Annotated in this window: 23 protein-coding genes and 1 tRNA gene; 13 read left to right on the forward strand and 11 right to left on the reverse strand. The window is 35.1% G+C overall.

Annotation, left to right across the window (positions count from 1 at the left end):
• From H7U22_RS22900 to H7U22_RS19705, 3 genes are all read left to right on the forward strand, one after another.
• Positions 1 to 181: hypothetical protein (locus H7U22_RS22900; RefSeq protein WP_222621910.1), on the forward strand; the 181-nt coding region annotated here is incomplete at its 5' end.
• A complete protein-coding gene (locus H7U22_RS19700; protein ID WP_222621911.1) occupies positions 181 to 783 on the forward strand; it encodes a hypothetical protein in 603 nt (200 codons plus the stop codon). The genes H7U22_RS22900 and H7U22_RS19700, both read left to right, overlap by 1 nt.
• Before the next feature lie 278 nt (positions 784 to 1,061).
• Positions 1,062 to 1,517 (forward strand): JAB domain-containing protein, encoded by a 456-nt coding sequence (locus H7U22_RS19705; protein ID WP_187073061.1) that lies wholly within the window; start codon positions 1,062 to 1,064, stop codon positions 1,515 to 1,517.
• 205 nt (positions 1,518 to 1,722) lie between these two features.
• On the opposite strand, the gene H7U22_RS19710 is transcribed toward H7U22_RS19705, so the two are convergent.
• Positions 1,723 to 1,796: transfer RNA gene (locus H7U22_RS19710), tRNA-Met, on the reverse strand.
• 137 nt (positions 1,797 to 1,933) lie between these two features.
• Here H7U22_RS19710 and H7U22_RS19715 point away from each other — a divergent pair.
• The 3 genes from H7U22_RS19715 to H7U22_RS19725 all read left to right on the forward strand — a co-directional run bounded on the left by H7U22_RS19715 (position 1,934) and on the right by H7U22_RS19725 (position 5,135).
• The gene (locus tag H7U22_RS19715) at positions 1,934 to 2,314 is read left to right on the forward strand and encodes an START-like domain-containing protein (RefSeq protein WP_109932622.1); all 381 of its coding nucleotides are present in this window, start codon (positions 1,934 to 1,936) and stop codon (positions 2,312 to 2,314) included.
• 30 nt (positions 2,315 to 2,344) lie between these two features.
• Entirely contained in the window at positions 2,345 to 3,775 is a 1,431-nt protein-coding gene (locus H7U22_RS19720) for an LptF/LptG family permease (protein WP_187073062.1), read from the forward strand.
• 148 nt (positions 3,776 to 3,923) lie between these two features.
• A complete protein-coding gene (locus tag H7U22_RS19725; RefSeq protein WP_187073063.1) occupies positions 3,924 to 5,135 on the forward strand; it encodes a bifunctional 3,4-dihydroxy-2-butanone-4-phosphate synthase/GTP cyclohydrolase II in 1,212 nt (403 codons plus the stop codon).
• Positions 5,136 to 5,153: 18 nt separating this feature from the next.
• Here the strand turns inward: H7U22_RS19725 and H7U22_RS19730 are convergent, their stop codons facing one another.
• Entirely contained in the window at positions 5,154 to 6,416 is a 1,263-nt protein-coding gene (locus H7U22_RS19730; protein ID WP_187073064.1) for an erythromycin esterase family protein, read from the reverse strand.
• Positions 6,417 to 6,484: 68 nt separating this feature from the next.
• A complete protein-coding gene (locus tag H7U22_RS19735; protein ID WP_187073065.1) occupies positions 6,485 to 10,912 on the reverse strand; it encodes a translocation/assembly module TamB domain-containing protein in 4,428 nt (1,475 codons plus the stop codon).
• A gap of 74 nt (positions 10,913 to 10,986) precedes the next feature.
• Between H7U22_RS19735 and tsaD the strand changes: the two genes are divergently transcribed.
• From tsaD to H7U22_RS19750, 3 genes are all read left to right on the forward strand, one after another.
• The gene (gene tsaD, locus H7U22_RS19740) at positions 10,987 to 11,988 is read left to right on the forward strand and encodes a tRNA (adenosine(37)-N6)-threonylcarbamoyltransferase complex transferase subunit TsaD (protein ID WP_187073066.1); all 1,002 of its coding nucleotides are present in this window, start codon (positions 10,987 to 10,989) and stop codon (positions 11,986 to 11,988) included.
• 68 nt (positions 11,989 to 12,056) lie between these two features.
• Positions 12,057 to 12,260 (forward strand): hypothetical protein, encoded by a 204-nt coding sequence (locus H7U22_RS19745; RefSeq protein ID WP_187073067.1) that lies wholly within the window; start codon positions 12,057 to 12,059, stop codon positions 12,258 to 12,260.
• 336 nt (positions 12,261 to 12,596) lie between these two features.
• Positions 12,597 to 13,307, forward strand: a complete 711-nt coding sequence (locus H7U22_RS19750) for a hypothetical protein (RefSeq protein WP_187073068.1) — start codon at positions 12,597 to 12,599, stop codon at positions 13,305 to 13,307.
• Between the two features lie 55 nt (positions 13,308 to 13,362).
• On the opposite strand, the gene recA is transcribed toward H7U22_RS19750, so the two are convergent.
• From recA to H7U22_RS19765, 3 genes are all read right to left on the reverse strand, one after another.
• A complete protein-coding gene (gene recA, locus H7U22_RS19755) occupies positions 13,363 to 14,376 on the reverse strand; it encodes a recombinase RecA (protein ID WP_131562243.1) in 1,014 nt (337 codons plus the stop codon).
• 135 nt (positions 14,377 to 14,511) lie between these two features.
• The gene (nth, locus tag H7U22_RS19760; RefSeq protein WP_187073069.1) at positions 14,512 to 15,177 is read right to left on the reverse strand and encodes an endonuclease III; all 666 of its coding nucleotides are present in this window, start codon (positions 15,175 to 15,177) and stop codon (positions 14,512 to 14,514) included.
• A 36-nt stretch (positions 15,178 to 15,213) separates the two neighbouring features.
• Positions 15,214 to 16,176, reverse strand: a complete 963-nt coding sequence (locus H7U22_RS19765) for a helix-turn-helix domain-containing protein (protein WP_187073070.1) — start codon at positions 16,174 to 16,176, stop codon at positions 15,214 to 15,216.
• A 223-nt stretch (positions 16,177 to 16,399) separates the two neighbouring features.
• On the opposite strand from H7U22_RS19765, the gene H7U22_RS19770 reads away from it, so the two are divergent.
• Positions 16,400 to 16,954 (forward strand): hypothetical protein, encoded by a 555-nt coding sequence (locus H7U22_RS19770; RefSeq protein ID WP_187073071.1) that lies wholly within the window; start codon positions 16,400 to 16,402, stop codon positions 16,952 to 16,954.
• A 1-nt stretch (position 16,955) separates the two neighbouring features.
• Positions 16,956 to 17,534 (forward strand): hypothetical protein, encoded by a 579-nt coding sequence (locus H7U22_RS19775; RefSeq protein ID WP_187073072.1) that lies wholly within the window; start codon positions 16,956 to 16,958, stop codon positions 17,532 to 17,534.
• Here the strand turns inward: H7U22_RS19775 and H7U22_RS19780 are convergent.
• The 3 genes from H7U22_RS19780 to H7U22_RS19790 form a co-directional block, all read right to left on the reverse strand.
• Complete coding sequence (locus H7U22_RS19780; RefSeq protein WP_187073073.1) at positions 17,531 to 18,730, reverse strand: MFS transporter; 1,200 nt, start codon at positions 18,728 to 18,730, stop codon at positions 17,531 to 17,533. The genes H7U22_RS19775 and H7U22_RS19780 overlap by 4 nt on opposite strands.
• Before the next feature lie 212 nt (positions 18,731 to 18,942).
• Entirely contained in the window at positions 18,943 to 19,137 is a 195-nt protein-coding gene (locus tag H7U22_RS19785) for a hypothetical protein (RefSeq protein WP_187073074.1), read from the reverse strand.
• 87 nt (positions 19,138 to 19,224) lie between these two features.
• Entirely contained in the window at positions 19,225 to 19,809 is a 585-nt protein-coding gene (locus H7U22_RS19790; RefSeq protein WP_121950469.1) for an RNA polymerase sigma factor, read from the reverse strand.
• Between the two features lie 259 nt (positions 19,810 to 20,068).
• On the opposite strand from H7U22_RS19790, the gene uvrA reads away from it, so the two are divergent.
• A complete protein-coding gene (gene uvrA, locus H7U22_RS19795) occupies positions 20,069 to 22,882 on the forward strand; it encodes an excinuclease ABC subunit UvrA (RefSeq protein WP_187073075.1) in 2,814 nt (937 codons plus the stop codon).
• Positions 22,883 to 22,890: 8 nt separating this feature from the next.
• Complete coding sequence (locus H7U22_RS19800; RefSeq protein ID WP_187073076.1) at positions 22,891 to 23,544, forward strand: LysE family transporter; 654 nt, start codon at positions 22,891 to 22,893, stop codon at positions 23,542 to 23,544.
• A gap of 131 nt (positions 23,545 to 23,675) precedes the next feature.
• Here the strand turns inward: H7U22_RS19800 and H7U22_RS19805 are convergent, their stop codons facing one another.
• On the reverse strand, positions 23,676 to 24,287 hold the full coding sequence (locus tag H7U22_RS19805; protein WP_187073077.1) for a hypothetical protein: 612 nt from the start codon (positions 24,285 to 24,287) through the stop codon (positions 23,676 to 23,678).
• Positions 24,288 to 24,428: 141 nt separating this feature from the next.
• Positions 24,429 to 25,157, reverse strand: coding sequence for a hypothetical protein (locus tag H7U22_RS19810; RefSeq protein WP_187073078.1), 729 nt, complete (start codon positions 25,155 to 25,157; stop codon positions 24,429 to 24,431).
• Positions 25,158 to 25,247 lie beyond the last annotated feature (90 nt).

Raw genomic sequence — 25,247 nt, forward strand, 5'->3', positions numbered from 1 at the left:
ACCTTATCAAATTAACTCGGCTAAGGGGAACTTTTTAGATTGGCGAAGAGGGGTCAATTTGAAGCGGTTTATCCAAACTGTTATTGATGAATCTATAAACGATATATATGAAATGCCAGTAGGAGTGGGTGCAACACGTAAAAGCCATTCCGATGTGTGGGAACCATTTAAAATAAGTTGATGAACTCGTATATGATTAGAAAGCTACTAGCTAAGTTGTTCTTATCTATTGACAAAACAACTTCTTCGGTTGGTTCGAACAGCTCCCGAGTGCTAGATGATGAATTACAACGTTCAAGAAACAATGCCCGAGAACTCAGTATAAAAAATAGAGATCGTGTCTATGCAATGGTCAAAGAAGTATTAAATTATTACAATACTGTATCTTGCCAATGTGCATATCCTCGTTTCATTCAGTACACAAGTATAGACTGTAGAGACTACGATGGAACTTTCTTTGTTCTTGAGACAGAAGCATTTATCGAGCATGCATTTGAATACTTCGATGTAAGTAAAATCAATAATGGCGAGGAAAGCATAAGATCTATTTATACCTGCAAGAAATGCAAATCAACATTTGAATATGGTTGGAGTGATTTTAGTATAGCTATAAGTCGTGCTTATCTTAAGCCTATTCAGATTATGGCGATTCAGATTGGTGCAGAAGCTGATACTCCCATTCCTGTGGTTATGGGGCTTTGCGGACATAAACTTCGAACGATGGAATTTTATGATATGGTTACCTTTGATGACTTTTTAGCATACATTTATGAGTTGAAGTAAAGAGCGGATAATCACTTTGGGTTTTAGAATAGCCGATATCCAGAACTAATACCAATCCCCTTAAAAGAAAGAAATAGACTGAAAGTTGGATATAGGAAAGTAAGGGTGGGTAGTATTTATACAATATCACACAAATTTAAGCTTGTCCTCCCAATACGTTTATAGGAACTACGACATAAACGCTCAAGTAGCCCTCGCACAGTCTATTTATTTCGTTCCTCCTATACTTAATTGGTTTGAAAGCTTGATACAAGTGCCATATTTAAATAGATACAACTATGGTACAAGAACAATTTAAGGTAGCTGAAGTACAAGTAAGCTACAAACCAGATTACAAAATCAATGATCGTCCAAAGATCACATCATCCAAAGAGACATTCGCACTTCTAAAGCAACACTGGCATTTAGGTAGGATTTCCTTCCTTGAAGAGTTCAAGGTGGTTCTGCTTAATAATGGTAACAGGGTGTTAGGGATTGTAGATATATCAATGGGTGGACTTAGCGGAACAGTAGCAGACCCTAAGATAATATTCGCTATTGCTTTAAAAGGTAATGCTTCTGGAATGATACTTTGCCATAATCATCCAAGTGGATCAGTTAGACCAAGCGAGGCAGATATTACATTAACTAAGCGATTGAAAGAAGGAGGAAAGCTGTTGGATATATTAGTATGGGATCATCTGATTATAAGTGAAGACCTCTATTATAGCTTTGCTGATGAGGGAATAATGTAAAATAAAAAATAATAATATGCGCCAACAAATGCGCCAAAATCTGCGATTTAACTGTAAATTTATACCAGTTAGCTAGTAGAGCGATACATACAATTAATTATATTTGACAAGGGGTTAGCACAGCATATATCCATGTTAATTGAGCTTAAACACTCGAAAGGAAACAAAAAAGCCTTGAAATGTAAATTTCAAGGCTTTTAATCAGTAGCGGGGAGCAGGATCGAACTGCCGACCTCAGGGTTATGAATCCTGCGCTCTAACCATCTGAGCTACCCCGCCGGGCAAAAATATTTGTTTATATTATCAAATATTTAGGTGGTTATTTTTTGGAGTTGCAAATATAGAATAAATTACCTTTCTTTAGAAAAATAAAATAAAAAAAGTAGTCCGGAACTTTATTCTGGTAATGAATTAACATGGCAGAAAAGAAAAAATTTACGCTTGAGTACGAGGTTAAATCGTCACCACGAATACTGTATAGTTTTATAAGTGAGCCAAATGGCTTGTCGCAATGGTTTGCAGATGATGTAAATTTTCGCGATCAAGTCTACACATTTACTTGGGATGATGAGCAACAAAAAGCTAAGCTTGTTTCCATAAAAGAGAACAAATTAGTTAAATTTAAGTGGTTAGACGACGAACCTCAATGCTATTTCGAGATGGAAATTGTACAGGATGAATTAACTAACGACGTTGCGCTTTCAATTACTGATTTTACAACTGATGAATTACTTGCAGAGAAAAAGTTGATTTGGGACAACCAAATTGATTATCTGATTAGTGTTTTAGGTGCATAAAATTCCCCATGCATTGTTTAACTTTGTAGGGTGAAAAAAATCCATCTTCTTGTTATAAAAGCATTTATTAGGCCATTCATTGCTACATTCTTTGTAGTAATGTTTATCCTGTTGATGTTTTTTCTATTTAAGTACGTAGATGATTTAATCGGCAAAGGATTCGAATGGTACACCATAGTTGAATTGATGTACTATCAATCCATGGTTCAAATTTCTATGGCGTTGCCACTTTCCGTTCTGCTTTCCTCCATCATGACTTTTGGTACCCTCGGAGAAAATTACGAGCTAGTCGCTATAAAATCGGCTGGAATCTCGCTCCAAAAAGCCATGCGTCCGCTCATGATTCTAATCTTGATGCTCACGGTAACTTCTTTTTTCTTTTCCAATTATATGTTGCCGAAAGCCAATCTTAAATTCTACTCTCTAATGTATGATGTTAGAAATAAGAAGCTGGCGTTTTTAATAAAACCAGGTGTTTTTAACAACAGTATTCCGGGCTATTCCATTCGGGTGGATCGAAAAGATTTAGATGGGACATTATATGGCATCACTTTGTACGATCATAAAGGATCTAACGGGGTTCCGAAGATTATTAAGGCCAAAGAAGGGCAGATGAACAAAACAAGTGATGGAAAATATCTGGTGATGAAGCTAATGGATGGTGTTCAGTATGAAGAGCAAGCAAATAGTACCGGAATTTATAATCCCAGACAGATTTTATATAGAAGCAGATTTAAGGAAACAGAACCAAAATTCGATTTATCATCTTTTGAGCCAAACAGAACAGATCCCAATGCTTTTGGTAACAGTACGGTAATGCTTAATTTGAAGGGAATCGATAAAAAGAGAGCGCTCCTTATTAAGCAATTAGATACCTTAAACAGAAATACAACAGCAAATTTATCAAACAATTTCAAGCAGAATAATTCGGCTAAAGGCTATACAAAAGTTAAAATTGCGCCTAAAAAAATTGGCGATCAAATATTAAATAGTATTCCGGTTGGTGCCCGCAAACAAAGCTTAGAAAGTGCCTCTGGAATAGTATCTGGCATTGCACAAAATTTAAGCAATGGTGCGCCTCGATACAAAGACTTAGTGGGCGAAATCATTTTTACCAGTGTGGAATATCAACGGAAATTCACCTTAGCGGCTTCTTGCATTCTGCTGTTTTTTATTGGTGCTCCACTTGGTGCAATTATAAGAAAAGGAGGAATGGGATTACCCGTTGTAATTGCGATTTCCTTTTTTCTGGTTTATCATATCCTCACTACAGTTGCAGAAAAATCTGCTCGTGAAGGCTCTTTAAACCCAATCTTTGCCATGTGGATTGCCTTTATTGTACTTACGCCTTTGGCCGCCTTTTTAACTTATAAAGCCACGGTAGATTCGGCACTTTTCGATGTAAATTATTATAAGCAGTTTTTTATGAAACTGTTAAGAATTAAGCAGAAAGAAGACTAATATCCTTTACTTCCAAATGATATTTTATTAATCAGATTGCTTAAAATAGGTTGTACCTTTGCGTAAGCTAAATTGTTACAGTTTATAGCATATTCGATTGAATAAAAACTAGCGACTTATAACAATCAAATAATAGTGTTTTTATAACATGCAAACAAAATTAAATACCATACCTGAGGCTATAGCAGACATTAAAGCCGGTAAAGTTATTATCGTTGTAGATGATGAAGGAAGAGAGAATGAAGGCGATTTTTTAACTGCGGCAGAAAACGCAACTCCAGAAGTTATCAATTTTATGGCTACTTATGGCCGTGGCTTAATCTGCGCTCCATTAACAGAAGAACGTTGTAAGGAGCTTAATCTAACGCTAATGGTTGGTAAAAATACCGCCGCTTACGAAACCAATTTTACAGTGTCGGTAGATTTAGTTGGTCACGGTTGTACCACAGGTATCTCTGCAAGCGATCGTTCTAAAACTATGCTGGCTTTAGTTAACCCTAAAACAGATCCAGAAGAACTGGGAAGACCAGGACATATTTTTCCGCTGATTGCTAAGGATGGCGGTGTAATTAGACGTGCCGGCCATACAGAAGCTGCGGTAGATTTAGCCAGATTGGCTGGAATGAAGCCAGCTGGTTTATTAGTCGAAATTTTAAAGGAAGATGGTGAAATGGCTCGCCTACCAGATTTATTTAAAATTGCCGAACAACATCAATTAAAAATTATATCAATCGAGGATTTAATCGCTTACAGGTTAAATATTGATAGCTTGGTTAAGGCTGAAGTTACTATAGATCTTCCGACCGCTTGGGGCGATTTCAAAATGACAGCTTATACCCAATTGGACAACAATGCTACACATTTGGCAATCTCTAAGGGAGAATGGAATGCCGATGAACCAATCCTTGCTCGCGTACACAGTTCTTGCGTTACTGGAGATATTTTTGGTTCTTGCCGTTGCGATTGTGGACCTCAATTACACAAAGCTTTGGAAATGATCCAGAAAGAGGGGAAAGGAATTGTGGTTTACATGAACCAAGAAGGAAGAGGTATTGGACTAATCAATAAATTACGTTCCTACAACTTACAAGATGCTGGTTTTGATACCGTTGAAGCGAATATTAAATTAGGGTTTAAAGGCGATGAACGCGATTATGGAGTTGGGGCACAAATTTTAAGATCTGAAGGTGTTTCTAAAATGCGCTTAATGAGTAATAACCCAACTAAAAGAGCCGGCTTAATTGGTTATGGTTTAGAAGTTGTAGAAAATATTCCCATCGAAATTGAAAGCAATGTTCATAACGAACGTTACTTAAAAACCAAAAGAGATAAAATGGGTCACTCCATTATGAAAGGATAAATCTTTGCATCATCTTCCTTAAAAAACTTTTGAGGAAGATGATTGCTTAAAAAAAAGAATTCCATCAAAGCACAACAATATTGGTTCTCTACCTACAGTATTCTTCTCGTCTGCTAAAAAATGTGTTCCTATCGATCTGATGAAAGAATTATTTTCAATTTCTTTTTTTATAAAATCATTAGATAAAATATCCTGGAAATTTAGGAAAATTATAGGTGCTTTTAAGCTGGCAAGCAGGTTTTCAAATGATCTTAAATTTACTGAAGGCGTGATATATCTTTCTTGATACCCATCTTTCCCTGTCTCCAATAATCTAACTTTTCCTTCTCCAAACAATAGTCCAAGCGAATAGAGGTTGTCTTTAAATTCTTGTTTAAGATAAAATCCCATTGGCACACGATTAAAGGAAGATATGTTTGAAGTATGGCCATTATGAGCCCATATCACTGCATTTGCATTCTGCCTTAAATTTTTGTTGAGCCAAATCACATTCTCAGCCATGTAAGTATCCCTCAGTGATCTCCTTTTCTCATCAGATTTGGTATTCATCATTTCATAAGACTGTTCAAGCTGTCGCGTTAAGAAAATTAGTTTTTTATCCTCTTTAATAGATGCATTTTCTTTAAGTTTTGCAATGGCTTCTAAATTTCTGATATTCTCCTTTTTTGTAAAATATTTTAATTCGCCTGTTGCAAATATTCGTGTCATACCTATAAGTGTATGGTAAACATTTGTGTCGTTTTTTCCACTATCGGGAATCTCGTAAAGCACTCGTTTAGAGATCATAACCAGATCCTGCATATCAATACCGATAATGGCTACTTGATTTTCCTTTTGCTGAGTATGATTATAAGCCCTTACATCATAAAATAAATTAAATACTTCTTTTGTTTTATAGATGCTATAAATGCCTTTTTGTCCAAATCGCTTGCTTAGAGCAGTATCCTTGCTATCATTTTGCAAAATTTCATTAAGGTAAATTAGAGAAGAATAGTCAGATTCAATAAAAATGGTTTTAAAATTCCCATTTGTAATTAATCCTTTAATAATTTGAGTTTTCGCATCATAAAATTCTTTAGTGCCATGTGTGGCCTCACCTAAAGATACAATGTGCTTGTTTTTTAGAACATTAATGAGAGCGGAAATATCGAAACTTTGATCTTCGTTTGTGGCAACCGGCTTTATGTATTTGTTAAGCGAATCAACAATGACGTGTTTCTCCTGCGCAAAGAGTTTGCAACCAATGATTGAAAAGCAAATTATTAAAATGTAAACTTTCATGTAAGATGGATTGACTGCACATAATTTCATTTGTCAGCTAGTCAAAATACTTTATTAATTGGTGAAAGTTATCTCCTCGGATTCCCTTTACTCTGATTAATAATTGCATCCTTATTAATCGACTTGTTCGTTTTGACAGGTTGTTCGGCCTGTTTTCTTTTTAAGTTTCTACGATAAGCTCCAGAAAGTTTCTGAATAAACTCTTTAAATGTATCAAACTGTTGCGTGTACACCAAGCCAAAGGAGGTTACATTTGCTGTTGCACTAATTCCACTATTTAAAAAGATACTCTGTTGTGTTGGTGGTTTATTGGCCACCTTTCCAGTCAAGCTTCCATCTTTTTTAATCAAGAAAAGCGCTTCAACTTCGCTGCCTACATTTTTAGAAAAATCGATAATGGTTAAATCATTCAAACTATTTCGATCTACAATTCCGGCATTTATAATTAAACGGTCGTTAAAGAATTTAAATGATGCATTGGCTTCGCTTAAAGATCTTACGTTTAAATCGACAAAGTTTAAGTTTAGCGAGGATAGCACATTATTGAACTGATTGAAAACCAGCTCGGTTGCCGTACTGGAAACTGTAGATTGTAATTGATTTCCAATCGATTCACCTCCATTTCCTGGGGCAAAACTTCTTCTAATAATTAAACTGAAAGCCTGTAAGTTTAAGTTGTTTTGATCACTAAAATAGGTTTGCAACTCTTCCTTAATTGCAGGTTGAGATGGGAAATAAATATCTAATTTAATATCAGGTTTCAATAACAAGCCTGTTAATCCCATTTCCACTTCCGTATTTACCCTTTGATTTGCATTGCTACTGGCATCTCGGTTTGCCGCCTTGAAGAGCTCGTTTAAGTTAGCTCTTAAAGCGTAAACTGCTTTTAAGTTAATCTGTGCTGCGGTTGGATTGCCGGTCCATCTAATCGTTCCACCTTGTCTTATGTCGAACTTCTTATTGATTACTTCCTGAGCCGTGAAATCAAAACTTCCGGTTTCGATAATGTAATCTCCAGACATTTCGAAATCGCCCAAACTATTAATGTTTAGGTTTAATTCTGCATTACCTTTCCCGCTTAAATTACCCAGCGTAGTGTAAATATTTGCTGTGGTATTGGGATCTATCGTTAATTTGAAAGTAAGCGTTAAGCCATCAAAATTGGTGGTTTTTTTAACTATGGTTGTAGAATCTCTGCTAATAAAATTAATAAAATCTTTGTCTGAAACGGTTTCAGAACTGTTTAATGGAAGATTGAAAATGGTACCCTTTTCGGTTTTGGCCTTAATATCAATCTTCATTTTATTGGTTGGTCCATTAAACTTAAATACACCAGTTCCATATGCTCTACCGTAATAAACAGAATTATCCTTTGCAGTTGTATTTAAGGCCATAAAGCTGTTTGCCTCAAGTATTACATTTAGGTTTGGATAGTTGATATCGTTTAAATCAACCGTACCATTGGCAACCGCTTCATGTCCTTCAAGATCATTCAATTTAAATTTATCTAGCTTTATTACGCTCTTTTCAACCTTAACCTCATCGGTAATTATGTAAGTTGTTTTCAGATAATTAACCATAAGCTGGCCTTTGTCGAGCGCTAAGGTTCCGTTAATTTCAGGTTTATCAAACTTGCCTTTTACGGTTAAATCTGAAGAGATATTTCCTTTAAGATTGGATACCAATTCCTTTACAAAAGGCTCAAGGATGGTCAATTTACTTTCGTTCATCCTTACATTTAAATCGATTTCTTTTTCTTTAAGATCTAAATTTCCAGTCAGTTTAAAGGTTTCATTGCCATCGGCCATAATCCTAGTGAAAACATTTATTTTATTATCTTCGTTATTGAATGATGAGGTGTCGGTTAAGGTTCCTATGTAGATGTTATTAAAGTTTAACGAATCTATTTTAAGATCATCGCTTACCCTTGGAGCCTTTAAAATTCCATAGAGATTGGTTTCGCCATTTACGTTTCCAGCCAATTTAACACCGAAGCCTTTGGTAAAAGGGTTAAGTGTTCTCAAACTAAAATCCTTAAAGCCAACCTTAATCAAATCTTTTGGATCTTCAGAGATCAGTCCATCAATGGTAATTTGTTGGTTTCCATTGGTTAAATCAAAATTGGTAATTTCTGTTTTTCCGTTATTTAAAACAATGCGTACCTTTTCTTGAATCCGCCATTCTTCACTATTAATTTTTAAGATTGATGGTAAAATACTCAACCTTGCCGTGGTATCCTGGTTTTTTGTAAACTCAACCAAACCGTTCAAATCCAGCTGATTTGCATCGTCAGAATTCGACATTTTAACGTTGAAAGCTAAACTGTCATTTCGCAAAATATTCGAAATGTTAACATCCTTGATAAACAAACTGTCGTTAATTTGAACCCGATCAGAAGTTACAATTAATTGTAATTGTTCTTTGGTGGTGTTTTCATCCAGAATGATATTGTTAACCACAACGCCGTTAAACTTTAGTGTTTTAACAAAGCCATTCAAAGTGGCCGTGTTGTTTCTGGAGTCAAAATCGCCAATAAGGGTTGCACCTTCATCAAGCTCCAATCCGGGTGAGATAAATTGAGCCAGTGGTTCAAAGTTTTTAACCTGCAGATTAAACTGAAAAATTTGGTTTTTATACTTTATAATATCTGCCTTGAGGGATGGTACATAAGTTTTGGCAATTGCTTTGTAGTATGAAGCGATAGAATTCAGGTCATATTCACCCTTTATACTGGCATCTAAAATGTCAGATTTTATGGTTAAATTTCTATTTGCTCCAGTTCCGTTAGCTAGTAATTGTACCGAATCTACATTATAAACGCCTTTTGGATTTTGAAGTCTGATTTCTTGAATCAGAAGCGTTCCCTCTATATTATCGAGATTAGTTCCAGAGAAATTTGTGCTAAACTTTGCATCAACCATCAACGAATCTTTAAGCAGTTTCAAAGCTTTTAACTTCGCTTTTGTGATCGTTGCCTTAAAATTAAATACCGGAAGTTTTGGATTTAGGTTAACGCCTCCATCAAATACGAGCTTTACATTTTTATCGTTGATACTTAACTTTCCATCGAAATATTTTTTGTTAAAAGTACCGTCAATTTTTACATTTCTGTACCTGTAATTGTTAAAATCGATATAATCAACATCGCCATTAATATTTTCTGATAAGCTTTTAAGTTCCGTACCTCTTCCTTTAACATATAACGATGAGCTTATTCTGCCTAAACTTTTTTCATCCAATAGGTTACCAATATTAAAATCGTAAGTTTTAATGTTACCTGTGTACGAAGGAACATCATTTTTGTCGATCTTCATATTTACATCAGAAACAAAGCGACCGAGCTTCGTTTTGAATTCGCCATAGGCAATAAAATCGTTTTGGAAACCTGTAAAACTTCCATTGAAATTAATGTTGCCAAATTTGTTAACGATGCTTGGAATCAGTTTTTTCTTGCTGTTTGTAATGCCTGCCAAAACCTCGTCTAAATCCGTTTTATTTGTTCCAGCCATTTCAATGTTCAGATCCATAAAAGTTTCTTTCCATTTTGGAAGTCCTTTAATAATGAAATCGCCTTTGATGTAGGTGGCTTTGCCAGATTTTATTGATAGTTTCTTGGCTCTCAAATTATTCACCAAACCCGTTATTTGGCCATCAACATCTAAGTCGAGTTTCATTTCGTTCAGCTCTGGTGCAAAGAAAGCAACATCTCTTGATGTAATGTGGCTTTCTTTAAAAACGGCCTTCATCCTAACATTATCGATGTAATGGTTAAAATCTTTAAAAGTGTTAAAACGCATCTGGAAGTAATTTGTTAGGCGACTTTGGTTAGTCTCCAGCAACAAATTCTTTAACTCAATCGAATTGCTATCTACAGTAGTTTGGGCAGTCAGATTTTTTAAATAAAAACCACTTCTCTCTTTAAAGGTTAGGTTTTTAATGTTCGTTTTGAAAAGATGCGTTTTGGTATCCAAGCCTTCAAAAATCCCGCTTAATTCCTTAACATCAACATTATCAAAGTTTACACTTTTACCCTGCGATTGATCTTTAGCTTTATAGTTTTTATACTTAAAGCTCATTTTGTTTAAAATAATTCGGCGGAAATCGATTTTATAAGGTTCTGATTTTTTTTTCTTTACAGTAGGCTTACCACTATCAAAATAATTGATGATGAAATCAAGATTAGAAGAATTATCTTTGAAGTCTTTTAAGAAAAAGCTTCCATTGTTAATTTGAACGGTGTTAATATCAATTATCTTCTTATCGATCGATAGTTGGTTAATATCGACCATAAACTGTGGCGTACTTAACAAAGTGTCTTTCTGTAAATCGAGCACAAGTAAATCTTCGAGCACGATGGATTTGAAAGGCTTAATGTATAAGCTTTTAATTTTAATGGTAGTATTAAGCTCCTTTGATAAATATGCGGCAGCTTTCTGAGCAAAATAAGTTTGAACAGGCTTAAATTGTAAAGAAAAGATGATTAGCGCAAGCAGCAAAATTATTGATGCAATTACCCAAAGGAGTATTTTAAATAGTTTTTTAATAATTTTGCAGCTTAAATATTAATAATTTGTCTGTTATACTTGCTATCGAGTCCTCTTGCGATGATACTTCAGTTGCCATATGTAACAACGGCAAAATTACTGCCAATGTTATTGCAAACCAAACAATTCATCAAAATTATGGTGGTGTAATCCCTGAATTAGCTTCAAGAGTGCATCAGCAAAATATTGTGCCTTCCGTACAGCAAGCATTAATTGATGCTAAAGTTACAAAACAGGACATAAACGCCGTAGCTTTTACTCGCGGACCAGGTTTATTAGGTTCGCTTTTAGTTGGAGTTTCTTTCGCCAAATCTTTTGCTTTAGCTTTAAATATACCTTTAATTTCTGTCAATCATATGCATGCGCACATACTGGCGCACTTTATTGATGATCCCAAGCCCAATTTTCCCTTTTTATGTTTAACCGTTTCTGGTGGGCATACCCAAATTGTTTTGGTTAAAGATTACTTTGATATGGAAATTGTAGGAGAGACTTTGGACGATGCAGCAGGAGAAGCTTTCGATAAGACAGCAAAAATACTGCAATTGCCTTATCCAGGCGGACCATTAATTGATAAGCATGCCAAATTGGGAAATCCGCAAGCGTTTAAATTTGCAGTTCCGCAGATTCCTGAATTAAATTTTAGCTTTAGTGGTTTTAAAACTTCAATCTTATATTTTATCCGAAAGCAAGAAAAGGAGAATCCCAACTTTATTGCAGAAAATTTAGATGATATTTGTGCCTCAGTACAATACAGCATTATTCAGATTTTAATGAATAAACTTAAGAAAGCGGCCAAGCAATATGGCATTAACGAAATTGCGATTGCAGGTGGGGTTTCGGCCAATTCTGGTTTAAGAAATACCTTGCAAGAAATGGCTACTGAACTTGGATGGAAAGTTTATATTCCAGCTTTTCAATATTGTACAGATAATGCAGGGATGATTGCCATTGCAGGATATCAAAAATATCTTATAAATGATTTTGTTGGGCAAGAAGTTTCGCCAATGGCGAGAATGGAATTTTAAAGGAGGTTAACCGTTTAATGTTTGAATTGGTTATTTGATTATTGTAATTTGTTTATTGAAATTTTTATATGACTGGAGCATCGTTAGTATTTTGGATTGTTTGTGCCATCCCTTTAACCGGAATTTTATATTGGTTAATTAGAAAAGACAAAAATAAGCTTAAAGGAAGCTGGGGAATAATTATTCTAGGTGTTTTGCTAATTGCTGCACTTTTGGTAATTGTTTATGTTACTAAAGATTTTGATGCTGTTTTTAGTCAGGATAATAATTAGGTTATGATGGAATCTTTTCAATAATGCTTAACGTACTGCTCCTTCGATTTCTGATAAGATGGTAAGCTATAGTGTTGTTTGATCCGGATTTAATCAAAAATTATAATTTTTTTTAAATTACACTCGTAAATACTCGCTACTTTTCTTCACTGGTTTAACACAGCTTACTGAAAACTTCTCATTTAGAAAGGAAGTTTTTTTAATTTGTATATATTTATTTAACTGCTAACCCCTGGGCAGTTTTCACATCCCAAAGAAAACTTATTGGTTTAATATTTTGACAACATGTTACATGTTATGTAAATATTGTTTTCTTTAAGCTTATAAAACATTAATATGAATGTTATTAATATTTGGGTTTTAAATCTTTTTTTGATTGTATTTGGAGTTTTTACTAAGCCCATAATTGTGATTGCTCAGGATACTATAATAGTTAACACTTGCAGTGTTAAAAAGAAAATGGCTTTTATCAATGAGAAATTAAATTCTTGTGAAGATCAAGTTTATCCGAAGTTTAACTATTTTCAATGCATAAGAAAATCTAATGCAGATACAGAAATTAGGTTTTATTCACAGCGAGGAAATTTAGGAAATCTAAGACTTTATCAATTTTATAAGGATTCAATAAGAACAATTGATTTTAGATTTTTATTTCTAATTGATAATATAAATCATAAGAACCTTGAAATCCCGAATTATAAATTTCTGGGATTATTTAAAGAACAAAGATTATATGTGAAAAAAGTATCCGAAAATCTTATAGAAGAGAAAGAAGAGGTTTGTCGTTTTTTTTCTCAGATAGTTGATTCCGAAATATCCTCAGTGCTAGATGGTTCACTTTTAGATGAAGACATTCGATCCAAGTTTCCAGAATTAAATCAATATGCAGAGGCATTAAATTATGTTGAATTTAAATTTCAAAACCATTTTAAAGATTTAAAAATCCCGAGTATTATTTATGATTCCAATGTTGAAAATCAAATCCCCGCTCTAAAAAAGATTAGAAATTTTTACGCAGTTTTAAAGGAAATAGATGAAATGGAATAAAAAATGTCTTGGCAATTTAATTGCCAAGACATTTTATAAAATACTTTTAAAAATCTTATTTTTCTTCCAATTTATCGCCTGTAACTTCGGCTTTAATTTTAAGTTCTAATTCATCTGCCAATTCTGGGTTATCGCTTAAAAGCTGTTTAACGGCATCTCTACCTTGTCCTAATTTGGTATCTCCGTAAGAGTACCATGAACCTGCTTTTTTAATAATTCCGAAATCTACACCTAAATCTACAATCTCTCCGTTTTTTGAAATTCCTTCTCCAAACATTACATCAAATTCTGCAATTCGGAAAGGTGGCGCAACTTTGTTTTTAACGATTTTAACTTTAACACGGTTACCAGAAACTTCATCAGAATCTTTAATCTGAGAAATACGACGGATATCTAAACGCACTGAAGCATAAAACTTTAAAGCATTACCACCGGTAGTCGTTTCAGGGTTACCGAACATTACACCAATTTTATCACGCAACTGGTTAATGAAAATACAGCAACACCCAGTTTTAGAAATTGTACCTGTTAGTTTACGTAAAGCCTGGCTCATTAAACGAGCATGTAAACCCATTTTACTATCGCCCATTTCGCCTTCAATTTCACTTTTAGGTACCAATGCAGCAACAGAGTCAATTACGATTACATCAATTGCGCCTGAGCGAATTAAATTATCTGCAATTTCCAAAGCCTGCTCTCCATTATCTGGTTGAGAGATTAAAAGATTGTCTGTATCAACACCTAACTTTTTCGCATAAAACTGATCGAAGGCATGCTCTGCATCAATAAAAGCTGCAATACCACCCTTTTTCTGAGCTTCAGCAATAATATGTGTTGCCAAGGTTGTTTTACCTGAAGATTCAGGGCCATAAATTTCGATTACTCTCCCCTTAGGAACACCACCAATACCTAAAGCAATATCCAAACTAATAGAACCTGTAGAAATAAAATCTATTGGTTCAAAAGCGGTATCACCTAGTTTCATTATGGTACCTTTACCGTAAGATTTTTCTAATTTATCTAGCGTTAACTGTAAGGCTTTTAATTTGTCAGGATTCGCAGTGCTCATTTCTTTTTTCATTTTGATTGCGCAAATATAATTGATTGTCGGCTAAAGTGCTCGGATGTTTATAAGTAATAATGCTAAAATATTTAGCTAAGTTAATAGTTTTTTAGCTAATGTCAATAGCAAAGTAAAAATAATTTATGCTTTGTGTTTATCTCGTTCATTTTGTGCCATTTGGCGTTCAAAATATCTGCACATATAAGTAATCTCACAAACCGCACATTTGGGGCTTCTGGCTACGCAAACGTATCTACCATGAAGAATAAGCCAATGGTGTGCAATGTGAATATCTTGCTCCGGCAGGTTTTTAACCAAATCTTTTTCAACTGCTAAAGGTGTTTTGCCATTGGTTAAGCCCAAACGGTTTGCCACACGAAATACATGCGTATCAACCGCCATTGCGGGAGCGTTGTAAATAACAGAGGCAATTACATTCGCTGTTTTTCGCCCCACCCCAGGCATTTTTTGAAGATCATCTATATCTGATGGAACCACATCGTTAAATTCGTTAACCAAAATATTGGCCATTCCAACTAAGTGTTTGGCCTTGTTATTTGGATAGCTAATGCTCCTTATGTAATCAAAAACGATATCTGGCGTAACTTCTGCAAGTGCTTTAGCATTTGGGAAACGCTGAAATAGGGCAGGAGTAACCATATTTACCCTTTTATCAGTGCATTGAGCCGAAAGAATTACGGATACTAAAAGCTGGTAAGGATTATTGTAATGTAATTCAGTTTCAGCATCGGGTTGCTTGGCCGAAAAATGTTCTACAAAAAGTTTATAACGTTCTTTTTTAAGCATGGGCAAATATAGCTATCAAGATATGAGTATCAAGGGCTAGGTTGAGCCATTAATTTCTACAAGTAATTTATCGCATTCTGCAAAGGCATTGTAAAGGAACTTGTTCCGGTGTTTTTCACCCTGTCCGCTAAATGAAACTGATTTTCCAATCAAACTTTGCATCCATTTCTTGGTTTGTTGGCAATAAGATTGATCTTCGGTTTTTAAATAATTAAAGGTATTGAATCTGTTATAGCACGACATTGAATCTTTGTAGTCAACTAAATAAGAAATGCTCCCCAATACATCGCAGTTATACCAGTTAAAGGTATGGCTTGGATCGATGGTTTTTTTACTGCTAATGGCGTACATATTCATATCAGTTAAGCAATATCGAACCTGCTCAATAATCTGTTCTGCCAAAATTTTAGAGATGTAACCTGCTTCATAAGCATATCTAATCTGTTCGATTGTGCCGTGAACGGTATCCTTCGCCCAAATCTCTGTACAAGGAATCTCTAGATAAATCTGGTTAAGTTCCTTAGAAATTGAGATCACTTCCTTATCAAATAGACTTGGGTCGAATTTAACTTCAGTGTTCATCACACTATCCGACCAAAAGAAGAGCTTAAAACAGGTAAGTTCTGGGTATTTAAAAAAGTGAAATAAAGGTATATCATCTGTGGTAATGGTGATGTGCTTACTTTTGCTTTGCTGAATTTGCTTTAGATTTTTTAAGAGATCCTTTAAATACAAAAGCATGTTCGGAATTTCTTGATCAACACTTAAATAATCGAAAGTTACGGTTGGCAGTTGATCCGGCTTATATAAAAACGGAACGCCAAAGCTATCAGAGAGTTTTACAATCTGTTGCAGATTTAGAATACTCGTACCTCTAATTTTCTTGTAAGCCTCATTCGTGCTAATTTCCAAAACATCGGCAACGCTGAGCGCAAGGTTTTGATAATCTGGCAAGGCCGATTTAATCGAATCAAAAAATAGTAGTTGTTGATTAATCATAAAGAATATCTTAATGATTGAATTTACACATTATTAATATTTAATAAAATTTATTTAATTAAAATATTCAAATTTATTAATCTTTAAAGTTTATTAATCTTTAAAATGTATCTCTATTAATGATTGATTTCATTTTCTGAATCCTAAAACAATAATTCTCCTTTTTATTCCTCGCTATCTTCGATTAGATATTAATTCAAGTATCCTAATAATTGAAATTGAAATGAAAAAGATAATTTTAGTACTTGCATTTGCATCGTCTATTGGCGTGGCAAATGCCCAAAATAATTCTGACGGATTTTTTAATGCCTTAAGTGGAGGCATCGAGTTTGGTGCAGCTACCTTAAAGGAGCCTTTGATATCTGGCTTTCTTGCCTACAACAAACCAAATTCTTATTTGAAATTTAAATTTTCTTCTCTTTCTCAAGAGATGTACGAAATTAATGTAAATGGAGAAAAGACAACTACTCCAGGTTTTTCTGAGGCAGCATTTATGCTGGGAAAACGAATAAAATTTAACCCGAATAACAGATTGGAATTTGGAGGAGGCGTGGGCTTGGTGGCCGATTTGCGGAAATATGATGAATCGAATAGCAATACGTTAAGGGAAAAAATTATACAGAAAAATGCAGTCGGCTTAATTGGAGAAATTAAATATATTTTTCGATTCGTAGATGGAGTTGGTGTTTCTGTATCCATAAATGGGAATCTCAATCAACAGAAAAGTTTTGCGGCTGCAGGTTTAGGTTTGGTTTTAAGTTCAAAATTAATCCAATAATATGAAAAGGTATATGCTAACTTTAATACTGGTTTTGGGTTTTTGCTTGACTTTTGCTCAAAAAGATACATTACATAAAAACAGTAAGACTTACTTTGGTATAGGTTTTAGTTTGGGCAGGGGCAGTGTAAGCGGAACTTATGGGGATGTATTCTTATATGCTGAACAAAAAAGTTATTATCTGGTACTTAAAACATCTGCTATAGAAGAAATAAAGCTTTTTGGAAGTCAGCCGGATTTAATAGTATCTGACTTTAGTTTAATTGCTGGAAAAAGGATTAGTTTAGATCAGTACAATACATTTCAGGTAGGTTTAGGTATTTCCATGTTTGAGCAACAGACTAAAGGAGCAATTATCCCAAGAGAAGGGAAGGAATGTCTTTTCTGTTCTACCAATTATGAAATAATCAAGAAAAGGCAATTTGCTGTTCCTTTTGAGGTTCGATATCACCTTAACTTAGATCACACAGCTTCTTTAAATCTTAGTTTTTCTGCCAACTTAAATAAACTCAATAGTTTTTACGCTATTTCTATCGGAACAACTTTAGGGCGATTAAGGGATCGAATTAAAAAACGCTAGTGTATGGTTGCATATTTGGATTTAACAGGAGACGCGTTTGTTTGTAATGCTTCTGATGCATTTCTTTTAATCAACCAGAATGCAAAGAAAGAACCAATTAGAGCCATTGCGGCGCCAACATAGGCAGGAGAAGTATAATCAAAACCATAAACAAGTGGAAGTCCGCCGAAAAATGCGCCCAATGCATTTCCTATGTTAAAACTCGCTTGACTGGCAGATGCCGCAAGCATTTCAGATCCTTTGGCGGTTTGGATCATTAACATTTGAATGGGTGCAGCAAGAGCGAAAGAAACTGCGCCTGTAATAAAAGTCATGATGAGTGCCAATACTTGGTTGCCCGATATAAAATGAACAATTGTTAAAGTAATTACCATAATAATTAATAGTGCGGCTGATGCTTTTGCAGGTGAGTATTTATCTGCCAAAATGCCACCGATAAAATTACCAACCATCATCCCTAAACCGGCCAACATTAATATATAGGTTACGTTTTCGGCAGAGAAATCGGCAACTTCTGTCATTAATGGGGCAATGTAACTATACCAGGTAAATAAGCCACCGGTACCAATTGAAATCATGAAAATAATAATCCATGCATCTCTCTTTTTAAAAAAGCTGAGCTCTGCTTTTAAATCTCGGTTTTTTGTGGCCTCTAGTGCCGGTAACCATAATTTTAAGCTAAACAATGTAATCAAGCCTACAAGTACGACAACGGCAAAGGAAATTCTCCAAGAAAAATTATGGCCAATAAACGTTCCCAGCGGAACGCCCACCACGTTTGCAATGGTTAAACCCATAAACATGAGGGAAACTGCCTGGGCTTCTTTCCCTTTTTTTGCAATGCGACTGGCAACAACCGAACCAACGCCGAAGAATGCGCCATGTGGCAAGCCCGATAATAATCTAGCTATAAATAAGGTATCAAAGGTTGGAGCAAAAGCAGAGAAGGCATTAAAAACAGTAAACATTACCATTAAGGCAATCAATATTTTTTTTGGTGGATATTTTCCGGCAATCATAATCAGCAACGGAGCGCCAATTACAACACCTAAAGCGTAAGCAGAAATTAAATGACCAGCTTGAGGAATGGTTACCTTCAAATCTTTTGCTATATCTGGAAGTAGGCCCATCATAACAAATTCTGTTATTCCAATGCCTAGTCCGCCTAAAGTAAGTGGGATTAAATTCTTATTCATAGGATGCTTAGTGTTAAAGTTACACTATGTAAAGGTAGCGCTTTTTTAACTTATGAATTGTAAAATTCAAGCCATTTTGATTGCGATAAACCTTGATAAAACTAAAGCTATTTAAGGTCGGATTGGCTAATCAAAAAGTGCTAAAGCAATTTTGAGTGCAAAAAAAAAAGCTGCCTCACTTTGTAAGACAGCTTTTTTGGCTCGTGTAAAATTTACTTCGATTTGCTATAGGCTAAAATCCTGTTGATGGTTTCATCTTGAGGATTTGTGAGTAACCCATCTAACTTACTTTTGATCTGATCGTAAAATAAGTCAATTTCGGCATCGGATTCATTATCAGTTGTAGACTGAAACATGTTTTGGGATGGTAAATTTACATTTGTTTTTGATGTAGAGGTTTTTGTCATAAGCAACTAAATGTTTTTGTTTTATAAACTTAACGATAGTTGCTATGCTTTATTTCAATCACTAAAACATTTTACGTAACTTTTTTATTACCCTTTATAGGTCATCTCCTTTGTCTTAAGCATTTTGCGCAAATTGCTCAGTGCATAACGCATTCTACCTAAAGCTGTATTGATGCTTACATCTGTTAAATCAGCTATTTCTTTAAAGCTCAAATCTGCATAATGGCGCATCAAAAGTACTTCCTTTTGCTCATCAGGCAATAAATGAATCATCGCTTTTAAGTCTTTATGAGTTTGGTCGCGAAGCATTTTTTCCTCTGCACTTTCATCGTAAAAGTGTAGCATATTAAATACATCCATTCCATCAGAACTCGTAATAATTGGAGTTCTTTTCTCTTTCCTGAAGTAATCGATAACTAAGTTATGCGCAATACGCATCACCCAAGGTAAGAACTTGCCTTCCTCGTTGTATCTTCCAGATCGCAACGTATTTATTACTTTGATAAAAGCATCTTGAAAAATATCCTCCGCCAGATATTGGTCTTTAACCAATAAGTAGATAGAAGTATAAATTTTGCTTTTATGTCTTCGTAAAAGTTCCTGCAATCCATTCTCGTTCCCGGTAACGTATAACTTTACCAGGTCCTGATCATTGTATGATTGTAAATTCATAGGTTTACCTACACTAAATCCCGTACTATTTGCTAAAAATTAATTTGTAGATGTTTAATTTCTATAGCTTCTCTCCTATGTTTTTGACTGTTGTTAGTTTGGTTCTGAGGTTGTTAATAATCAAAGAAAGTGTTTTTTTTATCAAAAAACAAAAAATAAAATGTTAAAAAATAAATTAATCGTCTCAGTACCCTATTTTTGTATGTTTTTAAAACCCTTGTTAAACACTGGGGTTTATATTTTATATTCTTGATAATACATGAGCAAAAACGAAGCCGAAAAAGATCCGCATAAAAATATAATAATAAAAGGTGCCCGTGTGCACAACCTAAAAAACATTGATGTTGCCATTCCAAAAAATAGATTGGTGGTAATAACAGGTATGTCTGGTTCGGGTAAATCATCACTTGCATTCGATACTTTATATGCTGAAGGTCAGCGTCGTTACGTGGAGAGTCTATCATCTTATGCCCGCCAGTTTATGGGCAGAATGAATAAGCCCGATGTGGATTATATTAAAGGTATTGCGCCTGCAATTGCTATAGAGCAAAAGGTGATTACCTCTAACCCACGTTCTACAGTAGGTACATCGACAGAGATTTACGATTACTTAAAACTTTTGTTTTCCAGAATTGGAAAAACCATTTCTCCGGTTTCTGGGAAAGAAGTTAAAAAGGATTCGGTAAGTACCGTAGTAGATTATGTGAGCGCACTCCCAGAAAGTACAACAGTTACTATTTTTTGTCCTTTATATCCACATAACAATAGAACAATTAAAGAAGAGCTTGCCATTTTATTGCAGAAGGGATTTTTAAGGGTTCTGATTGAAAATAAAATTGAGAAGATTGAATCCGTTTTGGATGATGCTGATTTTAAAGATGCCGAATTGGTAGATGATAAGACGGTTCAAATATTAATCGATCGAATCGTTACCAACCAAGAAGAGGAAACTTTAAGTCGGTTGGCGGATTCTGTTCAAACAGCTTTTTTTGAAGGTAAAGGCGATTGCTATGTAGAAGCTGATGGCGTGACCAAACATTTTAGCGATCGGTTTGAGCTGGATGGAATGCGTTTTGAAGAACCAACTCCAAATTTTTTCTCATTCAATAATCCATACGGCGCCTGCAAACGTTGCGAAGGTTATGGAAATGTTATTGGGATTGATGAAGATTTAGTCATTCCTGATAAGAGCAAAAGTGTTTATGATAACGCAATTGCACCTTGGCGTGGAGAGAAAATGAACGTTTGGTTGCAGAACTTTGTTAAAGCAGCACCTAAGTTTGATTTTCCAATTCACAGACCTTATAGCGGGTTAACCGAAAAGGAACAACAATTGCTTTGGACGGGAAATAAATATTTTGCGGGTTTGGATGCATTTTTCAAGGAATTGGAAGAGCAAACCTATAAGATTCAATATCGTGTAATGCTGTCGCGTTATCGTGGAAAAACCACTTGCCCAGATTGTAAGGGTTCGCGTTTGCGTAAAGATGCATCTTATGTTAAAATTGCTGAAAAATCTATTATCGATGTGGTTTTAATGCCATTGGCTAAAGCTTTGGTATTTTTTAATGAGTTAAAACTGAACGAAAACGATACTAAAATAGCCAAACGTTTATTGGCAGAAATAGACAATCGTTTCTTATACTTAAACAATGTTGGTTTAGGTTACTTAACATTGAACAGGTTGTCCAATACCTTATCAGGAGGAGAATCTCAAAGAATTAATTTAGCAACCTCATTAGGAAGTAGCTTAGTGGGTTCCATTTATGTTTTAGATGAGCCAAGTATTGGATTACATCCTCGCGATACCAATAAACTGATTGAAGTTTTGGTTTCGTTAAGAAATGTAGGTAATACCGTAATCGTAGTAGAGCACGAAGAAGAAATGATGCGTGCGGCCGATTACATTATTGATATTGGTCCTGAAGCGGGTACACATGGTGGAAACTTAGTTTTTAGTGGGAATTACGAAGAGATTTTAAAAGATAAAAACAGTTTAACTGGGCGTTATTTAGCTGGGATAGAGAAAATTGCCATTCCAGAAAAACGACGTAAGTGGAAAGATCATATTTTAATTAAAGGTGCAAGGGAAAATAATCTTAAAAATGTTGATGTAAAGTTTCCATTGGGCGTTTTCACTGCGGTAAGTGGTGTTTCTGGCTCGGGTAAAACGAGTTTGGTTAAAAAGATTTTATATCCGGCTTTACAAAAAGCAATTGGAAACTATGCTGGCGAACAAACTGGTGCTTATGATGGCATTTTCGGTAATTACGATTTGGTAAGTGCTGTAGAAATGGTCGATCAGAATCCTATTGGTCGTTCTAGCCGATCAAACCCAGTAACTTATGTTAAAGCTTGGGATGATATTCGTGCCTTGTTCTCTAATTTGGCATCTGCAAAAGCTGCAGGTTTAAAACCAGCAGCATTTTCTTTTAATGTAGAAGGAGGTCGTTGCGATGTTTGCCAAGGCGAAGGCGAAGTTAAAATTGAAATGCAATTTATGGCGGATATTTATCTGCCTTGCGAGGTGTGCGGAGGTAAGCGATTTAAACAGCAGGTTTTAGATGTAACCTACAAAGAAAAAAATGTATCCGAGATTTTGGATATGACGATTGAAGAAGCTGTTGATTTCTTTAAAGACGAGCAGAAAATTCTGAATAAATTAAATCCTTTGGTTGATGTTGGCTTGGGCTACGTTCATTTGGGGCAATCATCCAATACTTTATCGGGTGGAGAAGCACAGCGGATTAAATTGGCTTCCTTTTTAATTAAGGGAAATAATGCCAATAAAACGGTATTTATTTTTGATGAGCCAACTACTGGTTTGCACTTTCATGATATTAAGAAACTGCTTAAAGCTTTAAATACTTTAATTGAGCAGGGTAATACCATTTTGGTTATCGAACACAATATGGATATGATAAAATGTGCCGATTGGGTAATTGATATCGGTCCCGAAGGAGGAGATGGCGGTGGTCATGTTGTTTTTGAAGGAATCCCAGAAGACCTTGCCAAAGAAAAAAATTCTTATACAGGAAAATATTTAGCCACGCATTTGAATTTAAATCCATAATTTCGGCAATGCTTTTTCTAACGTTTTTCATAGGCATCCTTCTCAACGCCATGGGTTATATTCCCCCTGGCAACATTAACTTAACCGTAGCGCAGCTTGCCATTAATAAGGGCATGCGCCAGGTTTGGTATTTCATCCTCTCTTTCTCTTGTGTAGAAGTGTGTTTCACTTTTGGCATGATGCGTTTTGCCCGTTGGGCGATGAGCGATATCAACCCGAATGAAGCTGTAAGTGAAGTACGACTAGGTACTTTGGTAGATGGCTTTATGATTTTGATGTTCTTGGTGATGGGAACCATTACATGGAAAAATAGAAAAAAAGTACCCAAGACGAGTAGCAAAAAGGAAGATAAGCGGAGTGGAAGCGTTTTATATGGCTTAATTTTAGGGGTTTTAAATCCAGTTCAAATTCCTTTTTGGCTGTTTTTTGGTAATTATGTAATTCTCCACCAATGGATAGAGACAGATTATTTATCACTCATAATTTTCGCTCTAGGTTCGGGTTTTGGTTCAGCAGGTGCTTTATATCTTTATGCTCATTTTGCAACCTATATCCAAGAGAAGTTTGCTTTGAGTAGCTTAATTGTAAATAAATCTATTGCGATATTTTTGTTTGTTTTAGCTGCATATTTAGTTGTAAAGCATGCAATAATACTCTTATAAGCCTTTAAATAAGTTTTGGTTTCCTTTTTATAGTAAAACTGCAACAGCTCTTGCGTCATGTCGATTCGTGTATCCAATTACGTTAGAAAAATATTAAAGCGATGCATTTAGGTAAATTCTTATTTAGGTGCTTATCTCGAAAGGCGCTTAACTTCCTTAATTCTTAACCAACAAACCACACCCAACAAAATCCACGAAAATCCCCAGCAACCGATTAAAGCGGCTGGTCTTTGTCCTGTTATAAGCAACAATGGATACATAAAAAAGAATGGAAAAACACCTACAAGCAATGGTGAAAAGCGTTTCCAACCTAACCAAAGTTTTGTTTTTAAACTGGCAATCCCTATCAATATCATCCCAAGTGCACTTAAAAAGGCTCCAAGTGGCGCAAAAGGAATAAGCATCCAAGTAGATAAAAAATAACAGAATCCACCCAATAACGCTACATAAAAAAACCTTCTTTTTGTACCAAAGCCAGTAGGTTCACCAACTTTATAAAGCGAATAAGAACCTATTAACAGGCCAATTGAGCATATGGTTACGCTCCAGAATTTTAAATTCATTGGAAAAAGATCATCAACTATAATTACAAAGGGTAAAAGGTTATGGTGTTTGGGTATTTCATCTACTGCGTTTAAAAACCAAAAAGGAAAACCAAAGGATATAAATGCTAGGCCGGCAATAATATAACCAGTACCAGCATATTTTAAGTAGTTAATTTTAGTTTGCGTTGTAATTTCCATAATTAATTATTTCACTGTCAATTTTTTCTTTTTTTATGGCGCTCTGATAAAGGTTTTAATTGACCAGTATTAGTTTTCATCATTGTTATTTTCAGATATCCTTTATTGATAATGTGCTGTGTTGAAACTTCAATATTCAACCTAAAATAAATGCACAGCTATAAACTTTGCAAAGGCTTGCCACCAAACCGAATGTCCGTTTGGGATGATTATAAAGGTGGTGGCAATAATGGCTAAAAAAACGGCCATCGGGAATGCAGATCTTCTTTTTATGATGTCGCTTATCATCCATACCAATGTAATAAGTGCAATTGCTCCAATCATAACGGGGATGGCAGTAAAGGGTAGATTGCAAACGGCAATCAAGAATCGACCCAATCCAGGACCCAAAATCATCAAACCTATAGAAGCAAAAAAACGGAGATGATAGGAGGTTTTTTTCTTATAATAAATGCCTAAACCGTACAAAATGCTGATGTAAAACATATCGGGAATGCCGTTGGCCATACCCGATAATGCATCGGCCTCACTGCCGAATTTAATATTCCTTAAATAGCTAGCCCTTGCAACCAGAAAAAAGGAGAGTACCAAGAAGGGGAATATAAAATAGGAAGCTTTGCCAACTGTTCTGTGCCATTCTAGCTTTTTGGTTTTAATTAAAATAGGTTGAGCAACCAATATTAAAACCCAGGTAAGCATTACAACTCCATGAAAATGGTGTGCCCAAGTAAAACCCTCAAAACTTGGGAATTTAACAAGATATGTTTTGTAAAATCCAGCAAAAGAGATGATCAGCAGAAATATAAAAAAGCAAATCAATCGGATTGTTATCCTATCGGTTTTTTTAAAGGGTTCTTGTAGGTTATCCATAAGTTTGTTTCTTGCCTAAAATTGCACAGTTTAAAAATTGCATAAAAACCAATAGGGGCTAATGCGATTTATTGTGAGTGAGCAGTAAGA

Source organism: Pedobacter fastidiosus (assembly GCF_014306625.1).
GTDB classification, from domain to species: domain Bacteria; phylum Bacteroidota; class Bacteroidia; order Sphingobacteriales; family Sphingobacteriaceae; genus Pedobacter; species Pedobacter fastidiosus.